Annotated in this window: 23 protein-coding genes; 14 read left to right on the top strand and 9 right to left on the bottom strand. The window is 44.0% G+C overall.

Annotated elements, in window-relative coordinates:
- Window positions 1-8: 8 nt before the first annotated feature.
- Together serC and gyrA are read right to left on the bottom strand one after the other, a co-directional pair.
- Window positions 9-1,094 carry a 3-phosphoserine/phosphohydroxythreonine transaminase gene (serC, locus tag PN836_RS03095; RefSeq protein WP_395343347.1) on the bottom strand — a complete coding sequence of 362 codons (1,086 nt, stop codon included), beginning with the start codon at window positions 1,092-1,094 and terminating at the stop codon, window positions 9-11.
- Between the two features lie 130 nt (window positions 1,095-1,224).
- Complete coding sequence (gyrA, locus tag PN836_RS03100) at window positions 1,225-3,918, bottom strand: DNA topoisomerase (ATP-hydrolyzing) subunit A (protein ID WP_395343350.1); 2,694 nt, start codon at window positions 3,916-3,918, stop codon at window positions 1,225-1,227.
- A 360-nt stretch (window positions 3,919-4,278) separates the two neighbouring features.
- Between gyrA and ubiG the strand changes: the two genes are divergently transcribed.
- The 4 genes from ubiG (at window position 4,279) to yfaE (ending at window position 9,195) form a co-directional block, all read left to right on the top strand.
- Entirely contained in the window at window positions 4,279-4,977 is a 699-nt protein-coding gene (ubiG, locus tag PN836_RS03105) for a bifunctional 2-polyprenyl-6-hydroxyphenol methylase/3-demethylubiquinol 3-O-methyltransferase UbiG (protein WP_395343353.1), read from the top strand.
- Between the two features lie 450 nt (window positions 4,978-5,427).
- Complete coding sequence (gene nrdA / locus PN836_RS03110) at window positions 5,428-7,749, top strand: class 1a ribonucleoside-diphosphate reductase subunit alpha (RefSeq protein ID WP_395343355.1); 2,322 nt, start codon at window positions 5,428-5,430, stop codon at window positions 7,747-7,749.
- An 18-nt stretch (window positions 7,750-7,767) separates the two neighbouring features.
- On the top strand, window positions 7,768-8,898 hold the full coding sequence (nrdB, locus tag PN836_RS03115; RefSeq protein WP_395343357.1) for a class Ia ribonucleoside-diphosphate reductase subunit beta: 1,131 nt from the start codon (window positions 7,768-7,770) through the stop codon (window positions 8,896-8,898).
- Between the two features lie 27 nt (window positions 8,899-8,925).
- The gene (gene yfaE, locus PN836_RS03120; protein WP_395343360.1) at window positions 8,926-9,195 is read left to right on the top strand and encodes a class I ribonucleotide reductase maintenance protein YfaE; all 270 of its coding nucleotides are present in this window, start codon (window positions 8,926-8,928) and stop codon (window positions 9,193-9,195) included.
- Between the two features lie 90 nt (window positions 9,196-9,285).
- Here yfaE and purC read toward each other — a convergent pair whose 3' ends face one another.
- From purC to dapA, 3 genes are read right to left on the bottom strand one after another with little or no spacing between them, the layout of a single operon-like run.
- Window positions 9,286-9,999, bottom strand: a complete 714-nt coding sequence (purC, locus tag PN836_RS03125) for a phosphoribosylaminoimidazolesuccinocarboxamide synthase (protein WP_395343362.1) — start codon at window positions 9,997-9,999, stop codon at window positions 9,286-9,288.
- Between the two features lie 40 nt (window positions 10,000-10,039).
- On the bottom strand, window positions 10,040-11,131 hold the full coding sequence (bamC, locus tag PN836_RS03130; protein ID WP_395343364.1) for an outer membrane protein assembly factor BamC: 1,092 nt from the start codon (window positions 11,129-11,131) through the stop codon (window positions 10,040-10,042).
- Window positions 11,131-12,015, bottom strand: a complete 885-nt coding sequence (dapA, locus tag PN836_RS03135) for a 4-hydroxy-tetrahydrodipicolinate synthase (RefSeq protein ID WP_395343367.1) — start codon at window positions 12,013-12,015, stop codon at window positions 11,131-11,133. The genes bamC and dapA overlap by 1 nt, the downstream gene beginning before the upstream one ends.
- Before the next feature lie 115 nt (window positions 12,016-12,130).
- On the opposite strand from dapA, the gene PN836_RS03140 reads away from it, so the two are divergent.
- A complete protein-coding gene (locus tag PN836_RS03140; RefSeq protein ID WP_395343369.1) occupies window positions 12,131-12,685 on the top strand; it encodes a glycine cleavage system protein R in 555 nt (184 codons plus the stop codon).
- Window positions 12,663-13,121: a thioredoxin-dependent thiol peroxidase gene (bcp, locus tag PN836_RS03145; protein ID WP_395343372.1), complete on the top strand. Its 459-nt coding sequence runs from the start codon at window positions 12,663-12,665 to the stop codon at window positions 13,119-13,121. Before PN836_RS03140 ends, bcp begins: the two co-directional genes overlap by 23 nt.
- Before the next feature lie 62 nt (window positions 13,122-13,183).
- Here the strand turns inward: bcp and PN836_RS03150 are convergent, their stop codons facing one another.
- Window positions 13,184-14,263, bottom strand: coding sequence for an AI-2E family transporter (locus PN836_RS03150; protein WP_395345436.1), 1,080 nt, complete (start codon window positions 14,261-14,263; stop codon window positions 13,184-13,186).
- A gap of 223 nt (window positions 14,264-14,486) precedes the next feature.
- Between PN836_RS03150 and PN836_RS03155 the strand changes: the two genes are divergently transcribed.
- On the top strand, window positions 14,487-15,962 hold the full coding sequence (locus PN836_RS03155) for a M48 family metalloprotease (RefSeq protein ID WP_395343375.1): 1,476 nt from the start codon (window positions 14,487-14,489) through the stop codon (window positions 15,960-15,962).
- Window positions 15,963-15,999: 37 nt separating this feature from the next.
- On the opposite strand, the gene PN836_RS03160 is transcribed toward PN836_RS03155, so the two are convergent.
- Complete coding sequence (locus PN836_RS03160; protein ID WP_395343378.1) at window positions 16,000-16,476, bottom strand: TlpA family protein disulfide reductase; 477 nt, start codon at window positions 16,474-16,476, stop codon at window positions 16,000-16,002.
- Window positions 16,477-16,618: 142 nt separating this feature from the next.
- Here PN836_RS03160 and arsC point away from each other — a divergent pair, with 142 nt between their 5' ends.
- The 4 genes from arsC to PN836_RS03180 are packed head-to-tail and all read left to right on the top strand — an operon-like array spanning window position 16,619 to window position 20,092.
- Complete coding sequence (arsC, locus tag PN836_RS03165) at window positions 16,619-16,972, top strand: arsenate reductase (glutaredoxin) (protein WP_395343381.1); 354 nt, start codon at window positions 16,619-16,621, stop codon at window positions 16,970-16,972.
- Window positions 16,973-17,003: 31 nt separating this feature from the next.
- Window positions 17,004-17,612: an NAD(P)H:quinone oxidoreductase gene (gene wrbA / locus PN836_RS03170; protein WP_395343384.1), complete on the top strand. Its 609-nt coding sequence runs from the start codon at window positions 17,004-17,006 to the stop codon at window positions 17,610-17,612.
- A 7-nt stretch (window positions 17,613-17,619) separates the two neighbouring features.
- Window positions 17,620-18,075 (top strand): DUF2069 domain-containing protein, encoded by a 456-nt coding sequence (locus tag PN836_RS03175; RefSeq protein WP_395343387.1) that lies wholly within the window; start codon window positions 17,620-17,622, stop codon window positions 18,073-18,075.
- Window positions 18,035-20,092 carry a hypothetical protein gene (locus tag PN836_RS03180; protein WP_395343389.1) on the top strand — a complete coding sequence of 686 codons (2,058 nt, stop codon included), beginning with the start codon at window positions 18,035-18,037 and terminating at the stop codon, window positions 20,090-20,092. Before PN836_RS03175 ends, PN836_RS03180 begins: the two co-directional genes overlap by 41 nt.
- Window positions 20,093-20,127: 35 nt before the next feature.
- On the opposite strand, the gene hda is transcribed toward PN836_RS03180, so the two are convergent.
- Window positions 20,128-20,841 carry a DnaA regulatory inactivator Hda gene (hda, locus tag PN836_RS03185; protein WP_395343392.1) on the bottom strand — a complete coding sequence of 238 codons (714 nt, stop codon included), beginning with the start codon at window positions 20,839-20,841 and terminating at the stop codon, window positions 20,128-20,130.
- Window positions 20,842-20,854: 13 nt separating this feature from the next.
- On the bottom strand, window positions 20,855-22,186 hold the full coding sequence (locus PN836_RS03190; RefSeq protein WP_395343395.1) for a DUF2066 domain-containing protein: 1,332 nt from the start codon (window positions 22,184-22,186) through the stop codon (window positions 20,855-20,857).
- Between the two features lie 175 nt (window positions 22,187-22,361).
- Here PN836_RS03190 and purM point away from each other — a divergent pair, with 175 nt between their 5' ends.
- Genes purM through PN836_RS03205 form a run of 3 tightly spaced genes read left to right on the top strand, consistent with a single transcriptional unit; the run spans window position 22,362 to window position 24,784 of the window.
- Entirely contained in the window at window positions 22,362-23,411 is a 1,050-nt protein-coding gene (gene purM / locus PN836_RS03195) for a phosphoribosylformylglycinamidine cyclo-ligase (RefSeq protein WP_395343397.1), read from the top strand.
- The gene (purN, locus tag PN836_RS03200) at window positions 23,404-24,048 is read left to right on the top strand and encodes a phosphoribosylglycinamide formyltransferase (RefSeq protein WP_395343399.1); all 645 of its coding nucleotides are present in this window, start codon (window positions 23,404-23,406) and stop codon (window positions 24,046-24,048) included. Before purM ends, purN begins: the two co-directional genes overlap by 8 nt.
- The gene (locus PN836_RS03205; protein WP_395343400.1) at window positions 24,038-24,784 is read left to right on the top strand and encodes a DUF3108 domain-containing protein; all 747 of its coding nucleotides are present in this window, start codon (window positions 24,038-24,040) and stop codon (window positions 24,782-24,784) included. Before purN ends, PN836_RS03205 begins: the two co-directional genes overlap by 11 nt.
- Window positions 24,785-24,916: the final 132 nt, after the last annotated feature.

Genomic DNA, 24,916 nt, shown 5'->3' on the forward strand with positions numbered 1-24,916 from the left:
TTAACTAATCAACCGTGTTTTTGCTCAAAATCTTGCATAAAGCTGACTAATGCCTGCACCCCTTCAAGCGGCATTGCATTGTAAATGCTCGCGCGCATTCCACCCACAAAACGATGCCCCTTAAGTGCAACTAAGCCTGCATGCTCAGCTTGCTCGAGAAACTTAGCGTCCAATGCGGCATCTGCCAGATGAAAGGTCGCATTCATTTTAGAACGATTTTCATCAGCGACTTTGTTTTGATAAAAGTCAGAGGCATCGATGCAAGCGTATAAAAGCTCGGCTTTTTTACGATTGAGCACTTCGATGGCGTTCACCCCTCCATTCTCCAAGAGCCACTCAAACACTAAGCCTGCCAGGTACCATGAGAAAGTAGGTGGCGTGTTGTACATGCTGTCATTATTTGACTGTTGCTGGTAATCGAATACCGAAGGTGTATCTTTTCTGGCCAGGCCTATTAAATCATCTCGAACAATGACCACTGCGAGCCCAGATGGACCGATGTTTTTCTGTGCACTCGCGTAAATAATGCCGTAATCGCTTACCTTGATTGTTTTGCTCAAAATATTGGACGACATATCAGCCACAATGGGCACGCCTTTTGATTTCGGCACCCAGTCTATTTCAATGCCGTCAACGGTTTCGTTCGGGCAGTAGTGGAAGTATGCAGCATTATCATCAATTTCCCAATGGTCTTGAGTTGGCACCCATAGCTTGCCTTCACGTTCCTGCGTTTTAGCAACAACATCTGCTTGCATATATTTTTCAGCCTCAGCAACGGCGATTTGCGACCATTGCCCGCTCACTAGATGCTGAGAGACCTTACCACGCTGTGCAAGATTCATTGGCACAGAGAAAAACTGCCCACGGCCTCCGCCTTGCAAAAACAGCACTTTGTAATTGCTTGGGATATCCATTAACTTTCTTAAATCAGATTCAGCCTTTTCAGCAACCGCAATAAAAGGCTTCCCTCGATGGCTGACTTCCATCACTGAGGTGCCCAGCCCTTGCCAGTTAATAAGCTCTTTTTGTGCTTTTGCCATAACCGACGGTGGAAGCATTGCAGGCCCAGCGCTGAAATTAAATACTTTGTTCATTACACTAAGATTTCCGAGACTCGTGGTGTTTGTGTGTTTATGTGCAAGCTTATGCAAGCTGACAAAACGACGGTTTTTACATAAAGAAGCGACCGCAAGGGTCGCTACTATTACCTAAGTTCAACGTGCTCTACGACTTTTCACTATCGTCATCGGATGAACTTGGCGATTGAACATCGTCAGTGGTATCATCAGAATCACTTAACGCCGATGTTTCACCTTGTTCAGTGCCCGACTCGTCACTTGCATCTTCGGCAGTAACAACTGGGTCGCCATTTTCGTCAAGCTCAATAACTTCCTCAACTTCATCGATGCGCTGAAGCCCAACAACATGTTCACCCTCTACAGTACGAATAAGTGTGACGCCTTGTGTATTTCGGCCCACCGTCGACACTTCCGCAGCTCGGGTTCTGACTAGCGTACCTTGGTCAGAAATCAACATAATTTCATTGGTTTCATCTACCTGAACGGCGCCCACAACCGCACCGTTTCGCTCGGACACTTTAATTGAAACCACACCTTTCGTTGCTCTGCTTTTCGCTGGGTACTCGCCAATAGGAGTACGTTTACCATACCCATTTTCGGTCGCAGTTAAGATGTCGCCCTCATCATTCGGCACAATTAATGATACAACTTTCTCGTTCTCAGCAATGCGTATACCACGAACGCCAGTAGCTGTTCTGCCCATAGGTCGGACTTGGCTTTCGCTAAAACGAACCACTTTACCCGCATCAGAGAAGAGCATGATTTCACTCTCTCCATTGGTCAAATCGACACCGATGAGTTCGTCTCCATCGGTTAAGTTAACAGCGATGATCCCATTGGCTCTTGGGCGCGAGTATTGCGTGAGTTCGGTCTTTTTAACCGTGCCTTTTCTTGTCGCCATGAATACAAATTTGCCCGCCTCAAACTCTTGAATGGGCAATATTGCGGTGATTCGCTCGCCATCTTCTAGCGGTAATATATTTACAATTGGACGACCACGCGCATTTCTGCTGGCAAGCGGCAGGTTGTAAACTTTTAACCAGTACAAACGGCCTCGTGTAGAAAAGCAGAGAATGTGATCATGCGTATTTGCTACAAGAAGCTTTTCAATGAAGTCTTCATTTTTCATCTTAGTGGCTGATTTACCCTTGCCGCCACGACGCTGAGACTCATAATCAGATAGTTTCTGATACTTGACATAGCCTTCTCGCGATAAAGTGACAACAACTTCTTCGCGCTCAATCAAATCTTCAATATCAATATCGTGTGAAGCGGCTGTAATTTCTGTGCGACGCTCATCGCCATACTCTTCGCGAATCGCCTCTAATTCTTCTGCGATGACTTCCATCAAGCGCTCAGAACTGCCCAATATACGAAGAAGTTCGGCAATGATGTCTAACAAGCCTTTGTATTCTTCTAGAATCTTATCGTGTTCCAAACCTGTCAGCTTGTTTAAACGCAGATCCAAAATAGCCTGAGCTTGCTCTTCGGTTAAATAGTAGCGCCCATCGCGAATACCATATTCTGGTGCAAGCCAATCGGGGCGTGCCGCATCGTTTCCTGCTCGTGAAAGCATGTCTGACACATCGCCTAATTCCCAAGCTTGCGCAACGAGCGATTTTTTCGCATCAGACGGACTTTGCGATGCCTTGATAAGCTCAATGATTGGGTCGATATTGACCAATGCAATGGCTAAGCCCTCTAGAATATGTGCTCTGTCACGCGCTTTTCTAAGCTCAAATACTGTACGACGTGTCACTACTTCACGTCTGTGCAATATAAACAGTTCAAGTACTTCTTTAAGGTTGAAGACTTTTGGCTGATTGCGGTCAAGTGCAACCATATTGATTCCGAACACAGTTTGAAGCTGGGTGTTGGCATAGAGGTGATTTAGCAGTACCTCGCCAGATTCATTGCGCTTAACCTCAATTACAATGCGCATTCCGTCTTTATCAGATTCATCACGTAAAGCTGAAATACCTTCAACGCGTTTTTCTTTTACCAGCTCGGCAATTTTTTCAATTAATCTGGCTTTGTTTACCTGATACGGAATTTCGTGAACGATAATAGTTTCTTTACCGTTTTCTTCTTGCTCTATTGTCGCTTTAGCTCGCAAATAGATTTTACCGCGACCTGTTTTATAGGCGTTTATAATGCCTTGTCGGCCGCTAATAATGGCTGCCGTTGGGAAGTCTGGGCCAGGAATATGCTCAAGTAACTCTTCAAATTCAATGTTTGGATTTTCTATTAATGCTAAACACGCACTCACTACTTCGCTTAAGTTATGAGGCGGAATATTTGTCGCCATACCAACAGCGATACCAGACGAACCATTAACCAGTAAGTTGGGCACGCGAGTGGGCAATACTTCGGGAATAAATTCCGTGCCGTCATAATTAGGCACGAAGTTAACGGTTTCTTTTTCTAGGTCCGCAAGTAGCTCGTGGGCGATTTTGGCCATTCGAACTTCGGTATAACGCATTGCGGCAGCAGAGTCTCCGTCCACAGAACCAAAATTACCTTGACCATCTACCAACATGTAGCGCAGGGAAAAAGGTTGCGCCATCCTAACAATGGTATCGTACACAGCAGAATCGCCATGCGGGTGATACTTACCAATCACATCGCCTACGACGCGTGCGGACTTTTTATAAGGCTTATTAAAATCGTTTTTTAACTCATTCATCGCGAATAAAACTCGGCGATGCACTGGCTTTAAACCATCGCGAACATCGGGTAATGCGCGCCCGACAATAACGCTCATTGCATAATCTAAGTAGGAGTTTTTGAGTTCTTCTTCGATATTAATGGGGGAAATATCTTTGGCGTTGTCAGTCATAAACTGAATGATCCTTTATAGTTGTGAGTCATCACTCTGACTTTACTCATTCTCTAAATGAGCGCAGGTCTGAAAGCTGAAAACATAAACGAATAAGCGCAGCGTTTACTTAAAGCAGAAATGATTCACTTTGTTTTATTATCATTATCGTTCCAACTCACGATAGTAGCATTATGTATTGTGAAAATGTAGCGCTGCGTGAAGGATTATGTTGCAAAATTCGCTTCATTTTATTCGCTAGCCAGCAGACAAAGTAAATGGTGTATAAATGATAAGGGATGGATTCGAGAAATAGCTTGAAAAAGCGCGCGCACATATACAATATGCATCGATAAATATTTCTGCAAGCAAAAAGGCAAAATGACAAACGTTGACGCACAAGAACTCAGCAAGTTCGCTCAATTAGCGGATGAATGGTGGGACAAAGATGGGAAATTTAAGTCACTGCATGACATTAATCCGCTTCGCACCGAATACATCCAGACCCAATGTAGCGGTCTGTTCGGCAAAACGGTGCTCGATGTTGGCTGCGGTGGAGGCATTTTATCTGAAGCATTAGCTCAGTGCGGCGCGATAGTCACTGGCATAGATATGGTGCAAGTTTCGCTTGATGTGGCGAATCTGCATCGCTTAGACAGCGGTGTAGCTGTTGACTATCATTTAAGTACCGCAGAGCAATGGGCTGAACATCACAATGAGCACTACGATGTGGTGTGTTGCCTGGAGATGCTAGAGCATGTCCCTGACCCAGCATCCATTGTGAAAAGTTGTGCGCAAATGCTTAAACCCGGTGGTACAGCCATCTTCTCTACTCTTAATAGAAATACCAAATCGTATTTTATGGCCATCGTTGGTGCGGAGTACTTATTTAATATGGTACCAAGAGGCACACATGAGCATAAGAAATTCATTAAACCTTTTGAACTAGTCTCCATGGTGGAGCAGACCTCGCTCACACCTAAAAAAATGATAGGTATGCACTTTAATCCTCTCAAAAATGAATACTATTTAAGTGACGACAATGTTGACGTTAACTATTTTTTGGTGTGTCAGGGTTAAGTCATTTTTAGAACTAAAAAACGCATTGTTAGATTGATTTGTTTCATTGCTTTTTTCTGGATATGACTTGAATCGTCTATAACTCAGGCAACAATTCACTTCATCGGTTAGTTATCACTAACCAAAATTGATCACTTTTTTGTTACGATAACTTGACAGCCAAAACACAAGATATAGTGGTTGCATTACTCATTTAGGCGCATTATCTTGTGTTCATCAATAAGAACCCGTAGTCTATTGATTCGCGCGCTAACGTAAAGTTCTGACAAAAAACACTAGCTGCTATCTTGCTGAGGTGGTGCTGGCTGAAAACAAGAATAAGAATAAAGTCCTTACATAAACGTGAGTTACGTCGTTTAGTCAAAAGGCCGTTCTTATTATGCTTGGTTACAGCAGTAGATTGTCATGAAACTGTGCGTTGATAAAAACAACACTAAGAGCATAACAACAATGAATAACGATCTTTTGGTAACGAAGCGAGATGGTGCTCAAGAGCCCATCGATTTAGACAAAATCCACAAAGTTGTCACATGGGCAGCTAATGGCCTAGACGAAGTGTCAGTATCCCAAGTGGAGATAAAGGCACAGATTCAGTTCTACAATGGCATCAAAACCTCAGAAATTCACGAAACGCTCATAAAGTCAGCCGCTGACCTTATTTCAACTGACGTGCCTGATTATCAGTATATGGCAGCGCGCTTGGCAATATTCCATTTGCGCAAAAAAGCCTATGGTCAATATGAGCCCCCTGCCCTTTTTGCACATGTAAAGTCCCTCGTTGGGCAAGGTAAATATGACGAACATTTGCTCGAAGATTATACGCAAAAAGAATTCGAAGAAATGGATGCGTTCATTGACCACGCGCGCGACATGAATTTCAGTTACGCAGCGGTTAAGCAACTTGAAGGCAAATATCTTGTTCAAAATCGCGTAACAGGCGAAATTTATGAAAGCGCTCAATTTTTGTATGTGCTTGTGGCCGCATGCCTGTTTGCTAAATATCCAAGCGACACCCGCATGGATTACATTAAACGTTTCTATGACGCAGCTTCAACATTTAAGTTATCGCTCCCAACGCCAATCATGGCCGGCGTTCGCACGCCCACACGTCAATTTAGCTCTTGCGTATTAATTGAAACGGGCGACAGTCTAGATTCTATCAATGCAACTGCAAGCGCAATTGTGAAATACGTGAGCCAGCGTGCTGGCATTGGCATTAATGCAGGTCGAATTAGAGCGCTAGGTAGTCCAATCCGTGGTGGCGAAGCCTTCCATACTGGTTGTGTGCCTTTTTACAAATATTTCCAAACTGCTGTAAAAAGTTGCTCACAAGGTGGTGTACGCGGCGGCGCTGCCACACTGTTTTATCCAATGTGGCACCTGGAAGTAGAATCTCTACTCGTACTTAAAAACAATCGCGGCGTTGAAGAGAATCGTGTCCGCCACTTAGATTACGGTGTGCAGTGCAACAAATTAATGTACACCCGAATGATCAAAGACGACTACATCACATTATTCAGCCCCTCAGATGTACCCGGTCTATATGACGCGTTTTTTGCTGACCAGAATAAGTTCGAAGAACTTTATGTGAAGTACGAAAATGATGACAGCATTCGCAAAAAGCGCGTAAAAGCCATAGATTTGTTTAGTCAATTTATGCAAGAACGTGCGAGCACTGGCCGTATTTACTTGCAGAATGTGGATCATTGCAATACGCATAGTCCCTTTGACCCTTCAGTTGCGCCAGTGCGCCAAAGCAACTTATGTTTAGAAATTGCATTACCGACTAAGCCACTTCGTAATGTGGATGATGCAGAGGGTGAAATCGCTCTGTGCACATTATCTGCGTTTAATTTAGGTGCAATTGAAAGCTTAGATGATTTTGCAGAACTTGCTGACTTGTCCGTACGAGCGCTTGATAGCCTATTAGACTATCAAGACTACCCCGTCCCCGCTGCATTGACTGCAACAATGGGGCGACGAACGCTGGGAATAGGCGTAATTAACTTCGCGTACTATCTAGCGAAAAACGGCGTTAAGTATTCTGATCACAGTGCCAACGGTTTAATCCATCGTACCTTTGAAGCTATGCAGTACCATCTCATGCGTGCTTCAAACAATTTGGCAAAAGAAAAAGGCGCCTGCCCTAAATTTAATGAAACCACTTATTCAAAAGGCATTATGCCAATTGACTCTTACAAAAAAGACTTGGATAAGGTGTGCAATGAGCCACTTCGTTATGATTGGGATGCGCTTCGCGAAGACGTCGTGAAATACGGTTTGCGCAACTCGACACTATCTGCATTGATGCCGTCAGAGACTTCTTCACAAATCTCAAATGCCACTAACGGCATTGAACCACCGCGCGGACATATCAGTATTAAAACCAGTAAAGACGGCGTGTTAAAGCAAGTCGTGCCTGATTATAAAGCGCTTAAAAACGACTACGAATTACTATGGGACTTACCATCTAACGATGGTTATTTGCAGCTGGTTGCCATTATGCAGAAATTTGTTGACCAGACTATTTCGGCAAACACCAGCTACGATCCGAGTAAGTACGAAGGCAACAAAGTGCCAATGAAGCTACTGTTGAAAGACTTGCTAACGACTTACAAATTAGGTGTAAAAACTCTTTACTACCACAACACGCGCGATGGGGCCTCGGATAAGTCCGATGCTGAAATAGCGGCGAGCGTTCAACAGCCTCAAGCACAAACTGCCATTATAGAAGAAGATGATGATTGTGCCGGCGGTGCATGTAAAATTTAATCGGATACGGATGTAATAATGAGATATACAACCTTTAATCAAAAAACGACGGACACAATGAAAGAGCCGATGTTTTTCGGCGACCCGGTAAATGTAGCGCGTTACGATCAACAAAAACACCCTATTTTTGAAAAGTTGATTGAAAAACAAATATCATTCTTCTGGCGTCCAGAAGAAGTTGACGTGAGTAAAGACAGAGTTGACTTTCAAAAGTTAACTAACGCAGAGCAGCATATCTTCACATCAAATTTGAAATATCAAACACTGCTTGATTCGGTACAGGGACGCAGCCCTAACATTGCGTTTCTGCCGATTATTTCCTTGCCAGAGCTAGAAACCTGGGTAGAGACATGGTCGTTTTTTGAAACTATTCATTCTCGCTCATACACGCATATTTTGCGTAACTTGTTTTCTGATCCCAGCGGCATTTTCGACGATATTGTTGTAAATGAGGAAATTAAGCGACGAGCAACCGATATTTCGAAATACTACGATGATTTGATTTTCTACACTCAGCTATATCAAACGCGTGGCGAAGGCGTGTTTACCATCGATGGTGAAACACACGAAGTGAACATGCGCAGTTTGAAGAAAAAGCTGTTCTTGTGCATGAATTCGGTCAACGCACTTGAAGCGATTAGATTCTACGTGTCATTTGCTTGCACCTTTGCATTTGCAGAGCGAGAGTTAATGGAAGGAAACTCTAAGATTATTCGCTTAATTGCGCGAGATGAGAATATCCACCTTACATCAACTCAGCACATCTTAAACCTATGGATGAAAGGTAAAGACGATCCTGAAATGGCGGAGATTGCAAAGGAGTGCGAACAAGAAGCCAAAGATATATTTTTATTGGCTGTGGAGCAGGAAAAGCAATGGGCGAAGTATTTGTTCAAAGATGGCTCTATGCTTGGCTTGAACGAAGAAATACTCAGTCAATATGTGGAATATATTGCCAACCAACGCATGGCTGCAATAGGCATGGGACAACCTTTTGAAGTCAGTAGCAACCCTTTACCATGGATGAACAACTATTTAACGTCAGATAATGTGCAGGTTGCACCACAAGAAACTGAAATCAGTTCCTATCTCGTAGGGCAAATTGACAGTGAAGTAGCCTCTGGCGATTTTGAAGAGTTCGAGCTATAGCGCTTTGCTAAGGTAAATTCTCTAAAAATGATCGTTAAAACCGACAAACCAAGCGTGTGCGTTAATAATTGCACACGCTTTTCATTTGAACATGAAGACAACCTCCTCATTGCAATGGAACGTCAGAACATAGACGTGCATTATCATTGCAGAGAGGGATTTTGTGGAGCGTGCAGAACTCGCTTGATATCAGGTCAGGTCGAATATAAAGTTGAGCCGCTTGCGTGTATTGAAGATGATGAAGTGTTGGTATGTTGTTGCGTGCCGATTACAGATGTGTCCTTAGACACTTACTAGAAATAAAAGCTCGTTGTAACTTACACCAGCACCATTGACTTCAAAGTCGTTCCCGCGAAGGCAGAACTTTCCTAACCAACCTAAGCGTTCTTAAATATCTAAACCAATCCGCGATGCAATCTCGATGTAAGATTCCACAACTGAGCCCAGGCCTTGTCGAAAACGGTCTTTATCAAGCTTACGTCTGGTCTCACTATCCCACAGTCGGCATCCGTCGGGAGAGAACTCATCTCCAAGGATAATATCCCCGTTTTTATCTACCCCAAACTCAAGTTTGAAATCAACTAAGAGCATGCCACCTTCAGCAAACAATGGCGCCAAGATAGCATTAACCTGAAGTGTTAAGGCCCTCATTTGGTCAATTTGAGCTTGCGTTGCCCATTTGAAGCCAACAATGTGTGATTCGTTGATCATAGGGTCATGAAGGGCATCGTTTTTAAGGAAAAACTCAAAGGTCGGTGGCACAAGCTCAATGCCTTCTTCAACCCCTAGCCTTTTGCACAACGAGCCCGCTGCGAAATTGCGAACAACACACTCTACGGGGATCATGTCCAGCTTCTTCACTGCACTTTCTGTGTCTGACAAAAGCGCTTGAACCTGCGTTTTTATGCCTGCGGATTCGAGTTTTTGCATGATGTAGTGATTAAATTTATTATTCACTTCACCTTTTCGATCAAGCTGTTCTATCTTTTCACCGTCAAAGGCGGAAGTATCATTTCTAAATTCTAGGATCAGTAAATCAGGATCGTCGCTTAAAAAAACTGTTTTCGCCTTTCCGCGATACAGCTCAGACAGTTTCTGCATGCCTTGCCTCAAATAGATGGTTGAAATAGAGTATCGAATTCTAAATATCTAGATTTTCTTCTGCCATATAGTCAGCAAAAACGCTGAACAAATCGGTTACTGCATTAACTTCGAATGGCTCGTTGTCGCTATCTTTAAACGTCACTGCGGTTTTGGGGCCTACCGGCTCTACCAACAAACGATAGTTGACCTTTTCTAAATCAAGTCCATCGTCCGAGAACAGTCCCGACCACCATGACTCATCTGGGCCGCTGTATTTTAAAAACATCAAACCTGACGACTGGTCGAGGTCAATCACATCAAACCCCATTTTGCGAAGAACTAACTGCAATCGAGGCCAAGCGTTCTCGTATCGTGCGTCTACTACAAACGCCGGGTCACCGTCAGGATTGAAGCCAAGCTCAGATTTAAAGCCTTCTCGTATCAGGGCAATGCGCTGACTTTGTTCTAAACGAATACCAAAATCATATTCAGCAATAATATAATTTAAGAAGTTAACTTCATTCTCTCGCAATTCAAACGGCGTTACGTTAGCCAGCTGCGACTCACCGTTTTCATCAATATACGCAATTTTCTCAACACTTAATGCTGCAGTGCGACCGTGTGGCTCAAGCTCAATACTAAGCTTAAACTTTCGAGCTTTTTCAATCACATCACCGCCAAATTCGTACCAGCTTTCATCGGTCTCGTATCGGCTGATTACCCAGTCTGTGACCAGCTCGTTTTTTTCTCGATCGAAAGACTCAACCGCAATATTCCTCAATTCTAAGTACTTTAGTACCGTATCCCAAATCGTTTTATCGATAGCTTCATTATCGTTGACTTGGTCAAATTTTACCGTTGCTTTTTCAGAGCCCTCCTCGACGCGTGAGCCGCTTACTAAAGGCAAAACAAGACGCGGGGAGTGCACCAGTACTTCAGGGCCTTTTATGTCATGAGGAGTTGAAATCTCGGGAAGCTCATATCGATTAGACGACGGCGGACGCTTTAAGTCTTCTGGCACTTTAAGCAATTCGGCTTGTTCAACTTCGAGATATTCGAAATTACCGGAAGCTTGCTTTCTGCTTTCAGAACTGGTGCATCCAGACAAAACAATCATCGCAAATAGCGAGAAGAGACTGAAGTTTTTCATTACGCTTCTATTAATCCTAATTTTACTAACCTTTGTTCGATTATTTTTTGGCTGTTTAGTTCAGGCTTTACCATAGGCAGCCGTAAACCCGCATCCTGCATTTTTCCCATTTTAAATAGCGCCCACTTGGGCATCACTGGATTGGGCTCAATAAACAATTCCTGATGTAATTCGTAAATCGACGCATCGATGCGTTTAGCATCATCAAACTCGTGTTTTAGCGCGTGCTCACACATTTGCGACATTTGTTCGGGGACAATATTGGCACTTACCGAAATAACGCCATCCCCACCTTCACACATAAACCGACAGCCTGTCGAATCGTCTCCGCTTAAACAGACGAAATCACTGTCAACTGCGGATTTAGTCTCTGTAAGTCGCGATAAGTCACCAGTGGCGTCTTTTAGGCCGACAATATTTGGATGCTTGGCAAGCTGCGCTACGGTATCGGTGAGCATGTCGGCAACTGTACGCGAGGGTACATTGTACAATAGAACTGGTAAGTCTGTCGCGCTCGCTACCGCTTCAAAATGGGCAATCATGCCACGCTGCTGAGGTTTATTGTAATAAGGAACGACGCTTAAAAAGCCGTCAATATTTAACTTCGCCATTTCTTGGCTGAGAAATATCGCTTCGTCTGTTGCGTTTGCGCCACTGCCAGCAATCACTTTTACTTGCCCTTGGGCATACTCGACAACTTGAGCGACAACATCAATATGTTCGTCCATGGGAAGCGTGGCTGATTCGCCAGTTGTGCCTACCGCGACAATTCCGTGAGTGCCAGATTCAACGTGCCACTGAACCAACTCTTGCAAACTGTCTCTATCTATATCTCCATTTGGTAACATGGGTGTTACCAGCGCAACGTAACTTCCTTTGAACATCTGCCCCCCTTAAAAACGAGTCGCAATAGTAGTGTTCTCGACTAGCAAAAACAAGCAGAAAACCTTATATTGCCGATAAACATGCGAGAGCGAACATCCTAGGATATAAGACGTGATGAAAACTCAGTTAATTGTCAACGTGTTAGGCGCTGACAAACTTGGTATTTTAAGCCTAATCGCCAGCAAAATACGTGAAAGTAATTGCAACATCCTTGATTCTCGCCATGCCATATATGGGCAAGACTTTTCTATTACGATGATCATCAATGGTACTGAGAACGAGATAACTCGCTTAGAGGTATCCCTGTCGAGCTTTTGTGTTGAGCACGAGCTCTTATGCATGATGAAACGCACCAGCGGGCATATTAAGCAAAATATTGAGCAGTTGATCACTTTGAAGTTCTCTGGCCGAGACAGAAGCGGCATTATTCAGCAAATCACTAGCGTGTTAGCTGGCGAGAATGTGTCAGTCAATGCAATGCGACAAAAAATCACACAGAAAGACGATGTATGTTATGTGGAGGGCAAAATGATTTTGTCGGCGCCGGCTGATCTAGATTTGGTCAAATTTGATAGAAAGCTTAAGCAAAGTCTGAGCAACTACGGACTTTCTGGACAAATCAGTCATCAAATAAATAAGGAAGATAATGAATACATTGAAAGCTGGTGATTCTGCTCCGTCTTTTTCCCTGCAAAACCAAGACGACGAGACCGTGAATTTATCTGATTACAGCGGGCAAACAGTCGTTGTATATTTTTATCCTAAAGCCATGACGCCGGGATGCACAGTGCAAGCACAGGGGCTGAGAGATAGCAACCAAGCACTCAAAGATAAAGGTGCAGTGGTATTTGGGATAAGCCCCGATCCAGTGGCTCGTTTAAGAAAATTCGCAGACAAAGAAAACCTTAACTTCACTTTATTGTCAGACCCCGACCATAAAGTAGCAGAAGATTTCGGTGTATGGGGGCTGAAAAAATTTATGGGCAAAGAGTATGACGGGATTCATCGAATCACGTTTATTATCGACAAACATGGAAAGGTCAGTCAGGTGCTAAACAAATTTAAGACCAAAGAGCATCATCAAACCCTTCTAGATGCTCTATAGAACAAAAGCTTTATTTATCATGCCGCGTCTGAGCGCCGTTTCTTAAACTGGATTCAGCTTAGTTAGACCGCGGCGCTTTCGTTTTGGCCTGGTTTTTTCGGCGTCGACCAAGCGCTAATTAGCGCTTTTACTAAAGTGGCTAGCGGTATCGCAAAAAATACTCCCCAAAACCCCCACAGCCCACCAAATAGCAGCACTGCGACGATAATGTATAAGGGATGAAGACTCACTGCCTCAGAAAACAACAGCGGCACCAGCAAGTTGCCATCCAGCGCTTGAATAATAAAATACACCAACATGACATAACCAAAATCTGCGCTGAATCCAAACTGGAACAAAGCCACAATGGCGACCGGAATAGTGACTACTGCTGCACCGATGTATGGAATGAGTACTGAAAATCCAACAAACACGCCCAGTAAAATGGCAAAACGTAAATCCAAGATGCTAAATGCTACGCAAGTGACTGCGCCAACAATGACAATTTCGATGACTTTACCACGAATGTAATTGGCAATTTGTAGATTCATCTCCTCACCCACTTGCGTGATCAACAAACGCTCATTTGGCAAAATCGCAGAGATACTTTGCATAAAAAGGCGTTTATCACTGAGCATAAAAAAGACCATAAGTGGCACGAGAATGATGTAAATCAGCAGCGCTGCAAGGTTTCCCAATGAGCTTACTGACGCAGAAAGCACTTGTTCTCCAATAGTCATCACGCGTTCATTCACACCAGACATCATCGACTGTATGTAACTTACTTCGACTACGTTCGGATACTTTTCAGGCAGTGTGTTTAGCCAAACCTGCGCGGATTCCCAAATAACCGGAATTTCCCTGATTAAATTGACACTTTGCTGAGAAATAATGGGAACAAGCGCAACCGAAATCACAAAGCAAACGAATAAAAAGACAATCAAAGTGAAGCTGGTAGCAAGTGAACGTCTAACGCCCATGGTTTCAAACTTCGTTACGGGGACGTCTAACAGATAAGCTATAACTATGGCAACGATAACGGGCATTAAAATGCCGCCAAACAGATACAATATGGCGCATGAAAAAATGATTAACAGCAATAGCATTAAGGCATTAGGGTCGGAAAACTTCCGCTTATACCAATTGCCCAAAACTCCTAACATATTCATGCTTTCCTCATATTTGAATAGTGACTAACGAATAAAAGCCGGTAAATTCGACGACTTAATAGCAGTGTCGAACTTGCTTAGATTGTTGTAAAGTGTACTGATTAATGCATTGCACCCTATTTTCGACACACTGTATCATGACAAGGTGAAACTTACATGACCTTCATTGGTCGTATTTAAGTATTTAATTTATATGTGGAATATGATTCGAAATCCAATGTCTTTGAGCCCTTTTCGTAAAATTGCCCTTTGTATTAGTGTGGCGGGCGTATGCTCAATACTTTCACTCAGTGCTTACTCTCAAGTAAATGGTAGTCGAAATCAACTGCCCGAGATAGGCGTAGTTGCATCTGATGCGATAACCATTGACAAAGAAAAAGTCATTGGCGATGCGATTATGAAGCAACTTAGAGGGCAAGCGCCCTTGGTGCACGACCCGGTATTGCAAGAGTACATTCAGGATATTGGCAATCGCCTGGTTGTGCACGCCGATAACACCAAATTTCCCTTTACCTTTTTTATGATCAACAACCCGGTACTTAACGCTTTCGCATTTTATGGCGGCCACATAGGTGTACATACCGGACTCATTGCGCAGGCCCAAACAGAGAGCGAACTCGCTTCTGTTCTCGCGCATGAGGTCGCTCACGTTACTCAGAGACATTTAGCGCGCCGTATGCAGTCACAGCAACGCTCAGCGCCATTACAAATAGCCAGTATGATCGGCTCACTATTAGTGGCAATGGCTGATCCTAGAGCAGGAATGGCGGCCGTTTCGGCCTCGCTTGCCGGTAGCCAGCAGTCCAATATTAATTTTACCCGCAATAACGAGCAAGAAGCAGACAACATTGGTATAAACATACTCTATCGTGCTGGATTCGACCCGCGCGGTGCACCTGCGTTCTTCGGCCGTCTTGCCGAGCAGATGAGTGGACGCAGCACTCAATTAGCCTTTTTACAAACTCACCCACTCCCACAAGACCGAGTTGCGGAAACTATCACACGTGCAAGAGCTTACGGGGATGTTAACTTACCAGCCAGCCTACAATTTCATCTTGCACGCGCACGAATACAAGCACGTTATATGAGCACGCCAGAGCGTAATTTGGGCTTATTCAAAGGACAAATGAATCAATTCCAGGGCGTAACGCAAACCGCCGCTCAGTATGGTTATGCCTTAACCTTATTTGAGCTGGAGCAATACGAAGAAGCACAACGTGTGATGGAGTCGTTGATATCGAAAGATCCGGAAAACATGTTCTATTTGGATTTAAAAACTGACGTTTTCCTTGAACAACAACAGTATTCTGCAGCGATTAATTTGCTCAAGCCTTTGTGGCAGCACAAGCCGCAAAATAAAGTGCTAGCGCTTAATTTGGCAAACAGTTATTTGAAGTCCGGCGATTTTGAAAACGCAATTGATATTCTGCGTGACCTCATTCTGGTTGATAATGAAAACTTGATTTCATATCAGTTATTGAATGAAGCATACGAGCGTTCTCAGCAGAAAAAGGAAGCACATAAATCACAAGCAGAAATCTATGCCTTAATTTCAGCCTACCCCCTTGCAATTGATGAGCTACAGTTTGCATATAATTACGCGAAGGATGACAATCTTGAAAAGCAGCGCATAATGGGGCGAATTTCACAATTGCGTGCGGCGCAAGCTAACGCACAGCGGCTTAGTTTATAATTGATTTTACTTTTTGAAAATACTCGCAAATAGCGAATTAGGGCCTGTTATGCTCAATGGCTTCAATTAGTGCTTGTGCGCTTTGCTCACCGAACAGTTGACCTTTTAAGGTGCCGTCTGGATTGATGATGTAGGTGGCTGGCAAATATTGCGGACGTTCGAAGGGAAATGGTGTATTTAGTGATGCGATTAAGGGAAATTCCATATTATACTTTTGCTTTAATTCTCTTAGTTCCTCATCGCTTAAATTATCGTAACTAACAGCAAACAAGACGGCGTCGTCGCCCTTGATACGATTGAATTCAGAAAGTTCGGGGACTTCTTTTAAACAAGGGGCGCACCACTCAGCAAAATAATTCACGATAACATGCTTGCCAAGGTAGTCCGCATGCTTATGCGATGTACCGTCTAAGGTGACGAAATCGCTTTGAGACGCTTGATAAACGAACGCACCTGCCATGACAGCAGTGCACAACAGCAAGCAGTATATCGCGATAGAAGTAGATTTTTTCATACGTACCTTATTTCTGAGCTTTCATTCAATCAAGCGCTAACGAACTGATAGGCAATTAGTTATAATCTAGGGTCTGTTGATCTTTGCTGCAAAATCATACAGCAAAGATCAACAGGCCCTAATATTCACTAGAGGTAAAATAATGCACAAAGCCACTCTGTATCACAACCCTCGATGCTCAAAATCACGAGATGCTTTAAAACTCTTGCAGTCGCAAGACATAGACTTTGCCATCATTGAGTATCTAAAAACTCCGCCAAGCCGTGAAGATTATCAGCGAGTGTACACTAAGTTGCCTATAGACAGCGCAATGCAAATGATTCGACCGCAAGAAAAGGAATTTAAAGAAGCGGGATTGACTAAAAACGCAAGCGACGAGGCGATATTAGATGCCCTCACTAAATATCCTAAACTCCTAGAAAGACCAATCTACGAACTTAATGAAAAAGCAGCTATAGGGCGTCCACTAGAAAACATCGCTGAAATTTTAGCGTAAGCGTCAAAACCTATATGGATGAAATAAAAACATGGTAAATGATTCAAGCGAAAAACGGGCGACGGTATTAGTCTTATTTTACTCCAATCATGGCGCTACTCAGGCGCTTGCAGAACAAATCGCATCGGGTGCAGAAAAGGCAAACTGTGAGGTCCTCATTAGAACGGTGCCTCGGGTGACCGATCGTCTGGATGAAACTATCAGTGAAATACCTGAAGATGGGTATTTATTTGTCACAAAACAGGACTTGATTGACTGCGATGGTCTTGCCTTAGGAAGTCCAACCCACTTTGGCAATATGGCTTCATCACTTAAGTACTTTATCGATAGCCTTACCGATATCTGGCTTAAAGGGGCACTCGTCGATAAACCAGCGACCGTTTTTACTTCATCGTCAAGCATGCACGGCGGGCAAGAAAGCACCCTACTTTCTATGATCCTACCGTTAATGCACCATGGCATGTGTATACTTGGCTTGCCATATAGCGAAGCGAAACTGCACTCAACTTCGAGCGGCGGCACCCCTTATGGTGCAAGCTGCGTATCTAACGATAAGTTTTCAGGCTTAAGTGCCGATGAAAGCGACTTGGCCAAAGCAGCAGGTTACCGTTTAGGCCAGTTTGCTAACAAAAATAGGTAAACAATAGATGGCTCATTCAGCGACACAAACGCCCATGTCAGTGAAAGTTCGAAATTATCGATATCTGGCCCTTATCAGCCACCTTGCGTTACTAGCATGGATGAGTGTTTGGTATTTAGCACTTGATACTAAAGCGGATTATTCGATTATATTCATTTTATTAGTCTACATTTCGCCCTTATTATTCCCGCTAAAAGGTATTGTGCAAGGTAAACCCTACACCCATGCATGGGCATGCTTTATTGTACTGCTCTACTTTTTACATGGTATTACTGTGATTTATGCAGAACCTGCATATTTGTGGCATGCTTCATTGGAGTTGCTGCTCGCGACCGGCATGTTCACAGGTTGCAGCGTTTATGCAAGGTTGAGAGGTCAAGAGCTCGGCACGTCACTCCCCAAGCTCAGTAAGGTGATGGAAGATGAAAAGCAGTTTTTTGAAGGTAAGCATGAACAAAAATAGCGAAACGATGAGCGTGCTTGAGTGCGTCAAATCCGCTTTATTGTTGCTAACGTGTGCATTTATTTTGAGCGGCTGCGATGGTTCAGACTCAGACACTAATATCGACTCACCCTCACCTATTTCACCAAATCCAGGTCAACCTAGTCCAACGCCGCCTGTGTCAACCGTCGCGCCGATAATAGAAGGAGATTTAGTCAACTTATATGGTCAGACACAAGCTCAGCAAGGAGATGCTGTTGGCTTTGCGCTCACAAGTAAAGTGCAAGAAGCGCTAATTATCGACTGGACACAAACTGCGGGGCCTGCAACAGACCTTTTGGCAAGCAATTCTAAAGCGATTGGTTTTGACGTGCCTGACTCAGGAGAATATAGCTTTAGTGTAAACGTTCGCACCGCTAGTGGCTCGCAGGTAGAGAATTTGAACGTAGAATTAAGCGTGAACGATGCAGTCTCCTCCAATTCTCCACAAGTAAGTGTGCGACTTGATCATAGCGCAACTGAGCAAGCGAAGGTGTCGCTGCATGCCTCTTTACCTGATGACAAAACGGTATCACAAATAACATGGCGTCAGATATCTGGCCCAGAAATTGTTAATCCTCAATCGCAGTCAGACTTTTTCTTTTTCGATGCGCCTGTTGTGTCTAAAGACGAGCTTGTGCAGGTTGAAGTAGAAGTCAGCTTCACTGACGGGAGCCAAGCCACGGATGATGCGTTTATCAGTATCAACGACACAGATTTTGATTTAAACGGTTTGTTTTACTCAAATGGCTTTGTTATTACCCAAGATATGCATGCATACCGCAGTAACTCACCTTATAAAGACGCAATCGAACAGTGCGTTTACAGTAATGTCATTCCCTCTCGGCCCAATTGCAACTTCGATAGACTTCCCCTGCTGGGCACTGAGTTTATCAACCCAAGCATAGACGACATTTTAGATAGAACACTGGTATCGCATCAGTGGATGGGCGAGCGTTTTGAGGAGTATTTAAGAAATTCTATTGCGGGTCAGGACATGCAGCGATTATTAAGGGCGGTAACTGCGGTAGTCATATCCTACGATGTACGCCCATCTTTTTATTGGGCCGCGACGGGTGCAATATATCTTGATGCCAACAATTTTTGGCGCAGCCCACAAGAGCGCGACACCTTAAATGACCAGCCTGACTTTAGAAGTGATTTTGGTAATGAATTAGGATTCTCGGTCTTTTGGCGCTACACAAAAAATAATGACTACTACCCATCCGGTCGCTATGAAAAGTCTCAGCGGGAAAGCCGAAGCTTTAGCGATTTAGAGGCTAGCATATCTTGGCTGATGTATCATGAACTCGCTCATGCAAATGATTTTTTCCCGCCATCCGCATGGCAGAATATCAGAGGTGACAGCACGCCACTGTCTTTTTTCCAAAGCAACGGTGCAAATTCTGATATTTTGGATACACGATATCCACTTCGTTCGTCACAAATGCATGCACTTGCTGGCGTAAGTTTTGGTGGGCAAGCGGCCACAGAGCAGCAAAAAAACTATGACGGAACAGACATAGAAAGCTTTTTTGCACCCGACCGTGCCCCGTCCTACTATGCCTACTTCACCATAAGGGAAGATTTTGCCACCCTTGCTGAACGTTTTTTCATGCTGCATCGACTGGGTGCACAAGCCGACGTTGCCATTATTGACGGGGAAAGCGCACAAGACTTTACCGTGACCTGGGGGCAACGAAATCGAATCAGTGATCCAAAACTCACTCAACGCGCGGCTTTCGCAGTGGAGCGTGTATACCCGGAATTAGGAGATGTGAGTGCATTGCAGACTGCATTGCCTGCTCCAGTATCAATGACACCTGGCAGCGGTTGGTTTGAAAACATCGACATTTCGCCAGTTTCTGCGCCGCAAACAACAGACCCGTCCTTGCCAAGCTTGGATGAGAACCCTTTTGCAGTCAAAAAACGTCGCCTAGAGCAAGCGGCAAAAGACCAAAGAAGACCGCATGATGGAAGACCTGAACTGAAGCAATAAGCCAAATGCGCTGAGCTAAACAACCCGGTTCCTGTTCAAATAGAGAGCGCTTGTTTTACAAATGGGATCGTGATTTTGCGCTGCTCGGCTAGCGAGAGCTTATCTAGTTCATCTAGTATGCTCATAAGTTTGTGCATGTCGCGCTGACAGCGTTTCATCAAAAAGCTCAATGTATCATCTTGAATATGAATTCCACGTTGCTCAAAATGCATTCGAAGCGCCGCTTGTTTTTGAGCCTCATTCAGCTCTTTGATAGCGTAGGTGGTTCCCCAGATCAAACGCGATGATAAGTCTTGTAAACTAAAGTCACACAAATTGACAGGCTTGGAGCTACTAACAATGATATGGGATTCACCGTTTTCAGTGCATTGGTTGATGATGTCAAAAACTTTTTCTTGCCAAGCATGTGAGCTAGCTATGCAATCAATATTGTCTAGGCAAAGCAAACGAGTTCCAACCACACCATCCATTACCTCAGGTGGCATATTTAGCACTTGTTGAAAGTCCAAATATAGTCCTTCGCTGTGTACTTGAAGCGCTTCAAGGGATGCTAAGAGTAAATGCGTTTTTCCGACTCCACTTCCACCATGAACAAAACTCAGTCCAAAAGAGAAAGACTCTGGACTACTTACCGTCTTAGTAATTCGTGTTAGGTGGTCCACTACCGCGCCATTCTTCGCTAACAAATAGTTGTCGAACTTATAATCTTGTTTGTCGTTGACGGCTAACAAAAGCTGCTTGTGTTTCATAAAGGCTGAGCTGCTAGGGTTGCTTCCAAAGTAAGGGAATATAACTGTCTTGTGAAAAGTTCGAAGACACGGGCGGCACTGAGACGCGATCATCTAATGATATTAAGGATATAAAGCTATCAATATCACCTTTTAAACCTACGGAAAAATAGGCTGTTTTACCCTCCAAGGATCTTAAGCTGAGTTCGCTTACTTGCGGCATTTCCTCAAGCAAAGCTAAGGCTTGATTGTAATCAGTAATCGATTGTATCCCTTGCAGTTGCAAAACCCCCGCAGTTTCACTTGCTAAAGAAACTGCGTCTACCGCGTATTGCTGCACCAAATTATCGGCATATAGATTGACTATATACTCCGCTAAGCCATCAACTGTGGGTAAATAGTGTCTTTGAACACTCACTTCACTGCCATTGCTGCTGACGATTTCAAGCGAAAACTTATCCTCGTCCCCAGGGACTTGCTTTAACTCGGCTTCAGCGGAGGCTTGCTGCTCACCATCGCCGGGCAATCGATCGCGTGATTGCTCATTCAGTAACAATTTCTCCAAAGCCGCTTGTTGCGCCAGAAACTCACGCTCTTGATTATATTGCGCGCGATCCTTCTCAGTTATTGGCTTGATAACAGCGCTGATGACATATTCTACGTTGTATCGCGTCGACTGCAGCAAAAACTTTCGAATGTTTTGCGACTTTAAGTCAAACTCATTTATCGCCATAGAATCAATTAAATCCCCCAGCGGTAAATTGACATTTACACCACGCGCAAAGCTTGCTTGTGCGAGACTTTGGGAAAACTCAAACGCATTATTTTGGTTCAGCCAGCCTTCAGCCAAGCTATTGGTTTGGGAGTCATCCTTACCACTTTCTAAATCAAACGTGCCCCTAGGGTCGTTATTAGTTCCGGTCGAATCGGCGTTATTTGCCTTATCTGAAAAGCCCTGATTGCTAACGCTTCCAGTCGCACCGATATGGCCTTCTCCCTCATAGCTTATCCAAAGCATGGCACTGGGTCTTAAATTAGGCCAGATTGATAAGCCTTCGTTGCGCAGCAGTGATATTAAGGCGTCTTCATTAAATCGCGCTTCAAAAAACAACTGGTCGTTTAAGGTAAGATATGAGCTTGAAATCAAATATCGCTCAAAATTATTTATGGCGGCGCGAATGGCAGGTGCTTCGGCGCTTGATGGCATGCCGCTAAGTTTGGTAAACACTTGTCGCATTGCATCCCTGCCAGCTTGTCGCTGTGCCGACATCGATTGCTCTTCAATCATAACCCGACCGAGATTGATGTCAGCGACGGAACTGGCTTGCGCATTCATGCCAACAAACACGAGGATCGTCAACATCATAAAGCGGGCTATTAGCAAGATATCTACTCCAGTTTCATCTTTCGAATGTTGTATTGTCTGATATTTATGCCTTCAATGCATCTTTAAATTACTACAAATGTCGATTCCATACTGGTAACATTCGCAGGGTAAATTTTCTCCTCCCCATTTGCTATTTATCGTTAAGGACTCACCTTTGGACAACAAACAAGCCCCATTAAGCTATAAAGATGCTGGCGTAGACATTGATGCAGGTAACCGCTTAGTTGAACGCATCAAATCTGTTAGCAAACGCACTGCCCGTCCAGAAGTAAAAGGTGGTCTAGGTGGCTTCGGCGCGCTGTGTTCACTGCCCAGCAAATACAAAAATCCGCTATTGGTCTCAGGCACTGACGGTGTTGGTACAAAGCTTCGACTCGCCTTAGATTTAAACCAGCATGCTGGCATAGGAATCGATCTGGTCGCCATGTGCGTGAATGATTTAATCGTACAAGGCGCAGAGCCGCTGTTCTTTCTCGATTATTATGCCACTGGAAAATTAGACGTTGATACTGCCGCCGAAGTGGTTAGCAGTATCGGAAAAGGCTGCGAGATGTCGGGTTGCGCCTTAATTGGTGGTGAAACGGCGGAAATGCCTGGGATGTACGAAGGCAACGATTATGACGTGGCAGGCTTTTGCGTGGGCGTGGTTGAAGCGGAAAAAGTCATAGACGGCAGCGAAGTAAAGGCTGGAAACAAAATAGTCGCACTTGCGTCATCTGGCCCTCACTCGAATGGTTACAGCCTGATCCGCAAGATCATTGAAAGAGCTAACTTAGACTTAAAACAGTCTTTTGCAAACAAAACTTTAGGTGATTACCTACTTGAGCCGACACGCATTTATGTTAAGTCAGTTTTGAACTTACTTGAACAATACCCTGTTAATGCGATATCACATATTACCGGCGGTGGGTTTTGGGAAAACATTCCTAGGGTACTGCCTGAAGGTTTAAGCGCACATATTAACGGCAGCTCTTGGAAATGGCCTGAAATTTTTTCCTTTTTGCAGTCCCAAGGTAACGTGGAAACCCATGAAATGTACCGTACATTCAACTGTGGTGTGGGTTTAGTGCTTGTGCTTGAGGATGAAATTGCCCACCAGTGTGTGAAGCTTTTAAATGAGCTTGGCGAAGAAGCATGGGTAATTGGTGAAATAAAGCCCACTGATTCGAGCGGGCAAAGCGTGCTAATTCACCAGGATGACTAAACGTATTGTCATTCTCGTTTCTGGGAACGGGAGCAATGCACAGGCCATTATTGATGCCTGCGCAATAGGTGAAATTAAGGCCAACGTATGTGCGGTAATTGCAAATAAAAGCAATGCTTACGCATTGGTCAGAGCCAAAAAAGCGGGCATTGATGCAGTAGCACTGCCGCATAGTACATATGATAGTCGTGAAGAATATGATCGTGTATTAGCTAAGCGAATCATCAATTATCAAGCTGATTTGGTTGTGCTAGCTGGGTTTATGCGCATCTTATCAGCGGAGTTTGTCAACCAATTTGACGGCAAACTACTGAACATTCACCCCTCCATTTTACCGAAATACAGAGGCCTAAACACGCACCAGCGCGCCTTAGATAATGGGGATGGTGAACACGGCGCCAGCGTTCATTTTGTCACAGCTGAACTTGACGGCGGCCCCATTGTCGTAAGTGCCAGACTGTTTATAAACGATGATGACACGGTTGACACTCTGGCCGCACGTGTTGCAAAGTTGGAATGGCAAATTTACCCAAGCGTGATAAAGTGGTTTTGTAACGATGAGCTAAGCGTGCGTGATGGACGTGTATGGCTAAACGACCAAATGCTGCCAAAATGTGGAATGTTGTATGAACACTAGCTACCAACCAGCAAATATTGCGTTAGCACGCTCTGTTCAAGAGCGCTGCATTGCATCGTTTCTCAGTATTTCAGCTTTTCTGCTCATCGCCTCCTTCCCCGCACTTTCTGACATTCGCCCTTTTGAATCACATTTTGTTGCCTACTATGACGGCAAAGATGTTGGCGAAGCTCGTCTAAGCTTAAGGCAACTCGAAGATGAGCGCTACGAACTTAGTTACCAATCGAAGGTGTCCAAGTTTTTCTTGTCCGATCGTCGATATGAACAAAGTGTTTTTTCGGTTGAAGATGATGCGCTCGTTCCCCACAGTTATGAATATAAAAGAGAGGGAACTGGACCTAACAAAAATCTAAGTGTCAGTTTCGATAAGCAAAACAAACGCATACTGGTTGACAACGAAATGCGCTACGACTGGAATGATGAACTTGATAATCAACTGTTCAGATATGATTTATCGCAGCAGCTTAAAACCGAGAAATCAAATTTCGATTACTACTTCATTAATTACCGCGGTGAACGACGCCACTACAACCTCCAGGTACAAGAAATCGAAAATGTTTCTTTACCATTTGGTGAAATGGAAGCGGTTAAAGTCAAGATTAATCGAGAGACCAACAAACGCGTGACCTATGCTTGGTTTGCGCCTGATTTAGACTATTCTTTAGTGCGATTGCAACAATTCAAGAGCGGCAAAGAACAAGGCGACATAAAGCTTAAGACCTTTTCTACTGACTAAGGATTGTTGACCTCTAGCAGAGAGACTCAGCCAACGTGTTTGAAACAGCTACTTCTAGATTGATTCATCCAATGCTGCCATTTACTTTCGTTTATCGTAGGTATCATGCTTACCTCACTTGTAATGCTTAAT

The organism is Ningiella algicola, from assembly GCF_028401415.2.
GTDB lineage: Bacteria > Pseudomonadota > Gammaproteobacteria > Enterobacterales > Alteromonadaceae > Glaciecola.

Bases quoted from the DNA above. Each gene is read 5' to 3' on its own strand.
- serC (WP_395343347.1), bottom strand. From the start codon at position 1,094: ATGAACAAAGTATTTAATTTCAGCGCTGGGCCTGCAATGCTTCCACCG.
- PN836_RS03140 (WP_395343369.1), top strand. From the start codon at position 12,131: ATGAAAACTCAGTTAATTGTCAACGTGTTAGGCGCTGACAAACTTGGT.
- hda (WP_395343392.1), bottom strand. From the start codon at position 20,841: ATGAAACACAAGCAGCTTTTGTTAGCCGTCAACGACAAACAAGATTAT.
- nrdB (WP_395343357.1), top strand. From the start codon at position 7,768: ATGAGATATACAACCTTTAATCAAAAAACGACGGACACAATGAAAGAG.
- wrbA (WP_395343384.1), top strand. From the start codon at position 17,004: ATGGTAAATGATTCAAGCGAAAAACGGGCGACGGTATTAGTCTTATTT.
- PN836_RS03205 (WP_395343400.1), top strand. From the start codon at position 24,038: ATGAACACTAGCTACCAACCAGCAAATATTGCGTTAGCACGCTCTGTT.
- dapA (WP_395343367.1), bottom strand. From the start codon at position 12,015: ATGTTCAAAGGAAGTTACGTTGCGCTGGTAACACCCATGTTACCAAAT.
- PN836_RS03190 (WP_395343395.1), bottom strand. From the start codon at position 22,186: ATGATGTTGACGATCCTCGTGTTTGTTGGCATGAATGCGCAAGCCAGT.
- PN836_RS03175 (WP_395343387.1), top strand. From the start codon at position 17,620: ATGGCTCATTCAGCGACACAAACGCCCATGTCAGTGAAAGTTCGAAAT.
- ubiG (WP_395343353.1), top strand. From the start codon at position 4,279: ATGACAAACGTTGACGCACAAGAACTCAGCAAGTTCGCTCAATTAGCG.
- arsC (WP_395343381.1), top strand. From the start codon at position 16,619: ATGCACAAAGCCACTCTGTATCACAACCCTCGATGCTCAAAATCACGA.
- bcp (WP_395343372.1), top strand. From the start codon at position 12,663: ATGAATACATTGAAAGCTGGTGATTCTGCTCCGTCTTTTTCCCTGCAA.
- bamC (WP_395343364.1), bottom strand. From the start codon at position 11,131: ATGAAAAACTTCAGTCTCTTCTCGCTATTTGCGATGATTGTTTTGTCT.
- yfaE (WP_395343360.1), top strand. From the start codon at position 8,926: ATGATCGTTAAAACCGACAAACCAAGCGTGTGCGTTAATAATTGCACA.
- PN836_RS03150 (WP_395345436.1), bottom strand. From the start codon at position 14,263: ATGTTAGGAGTTTTGGGCAATTGGTATAAGCGGAAGTTTTCCGACCCT.
- gyrA (WP_395343350.1), bottom strand. From the start codon at position 3,918: ATGACTGACAACGCCAAAGATATTTCCCCCATTAATATCGAAGAAGAA.
- PN836_RS03180 (WP_395343389.1), top strand. From the start codon at position 18,035: ATGAAAAGCAGTTTTTTGAAGGTAAGCATGAACAAAAATAGCGAAACG.
- PN836_RS03155 (WP_395343375.1), top strand. From the start codon at position 14,487: ATGTCTTTGAGCCCTTTTCGTAAAATTGCCCTTTGTATTAGTGTGGCG.
- nrdA (WP_395343355.1), top strand. From the start codon at position 5,428: ATGAATAACGATCTTTTGGTAACGAAGCGAGATGGTGCTCAAGAGCCC.
- PN836_RS03160 (WP_395343378.1), bottom strand. From the start codon at position 16,476: ATGAAAAAATCTACTTCTATCGCGATATACTGCTTGCTGTTGTGCACT.
- purC (WP_395343362.1), bottom strand. From the start codon at position 9,999: ATGCAGAAACTGTCTGAGCTGTATCGCGGAAAGGCGAAAACAGTTTTT.
- purN (WP_395343399.1), top strand. From the start codon at position 23,404: ATGACTAAACGTATTGTCATTCTCGTTTCTGGGAACGGGAGCAATGCA.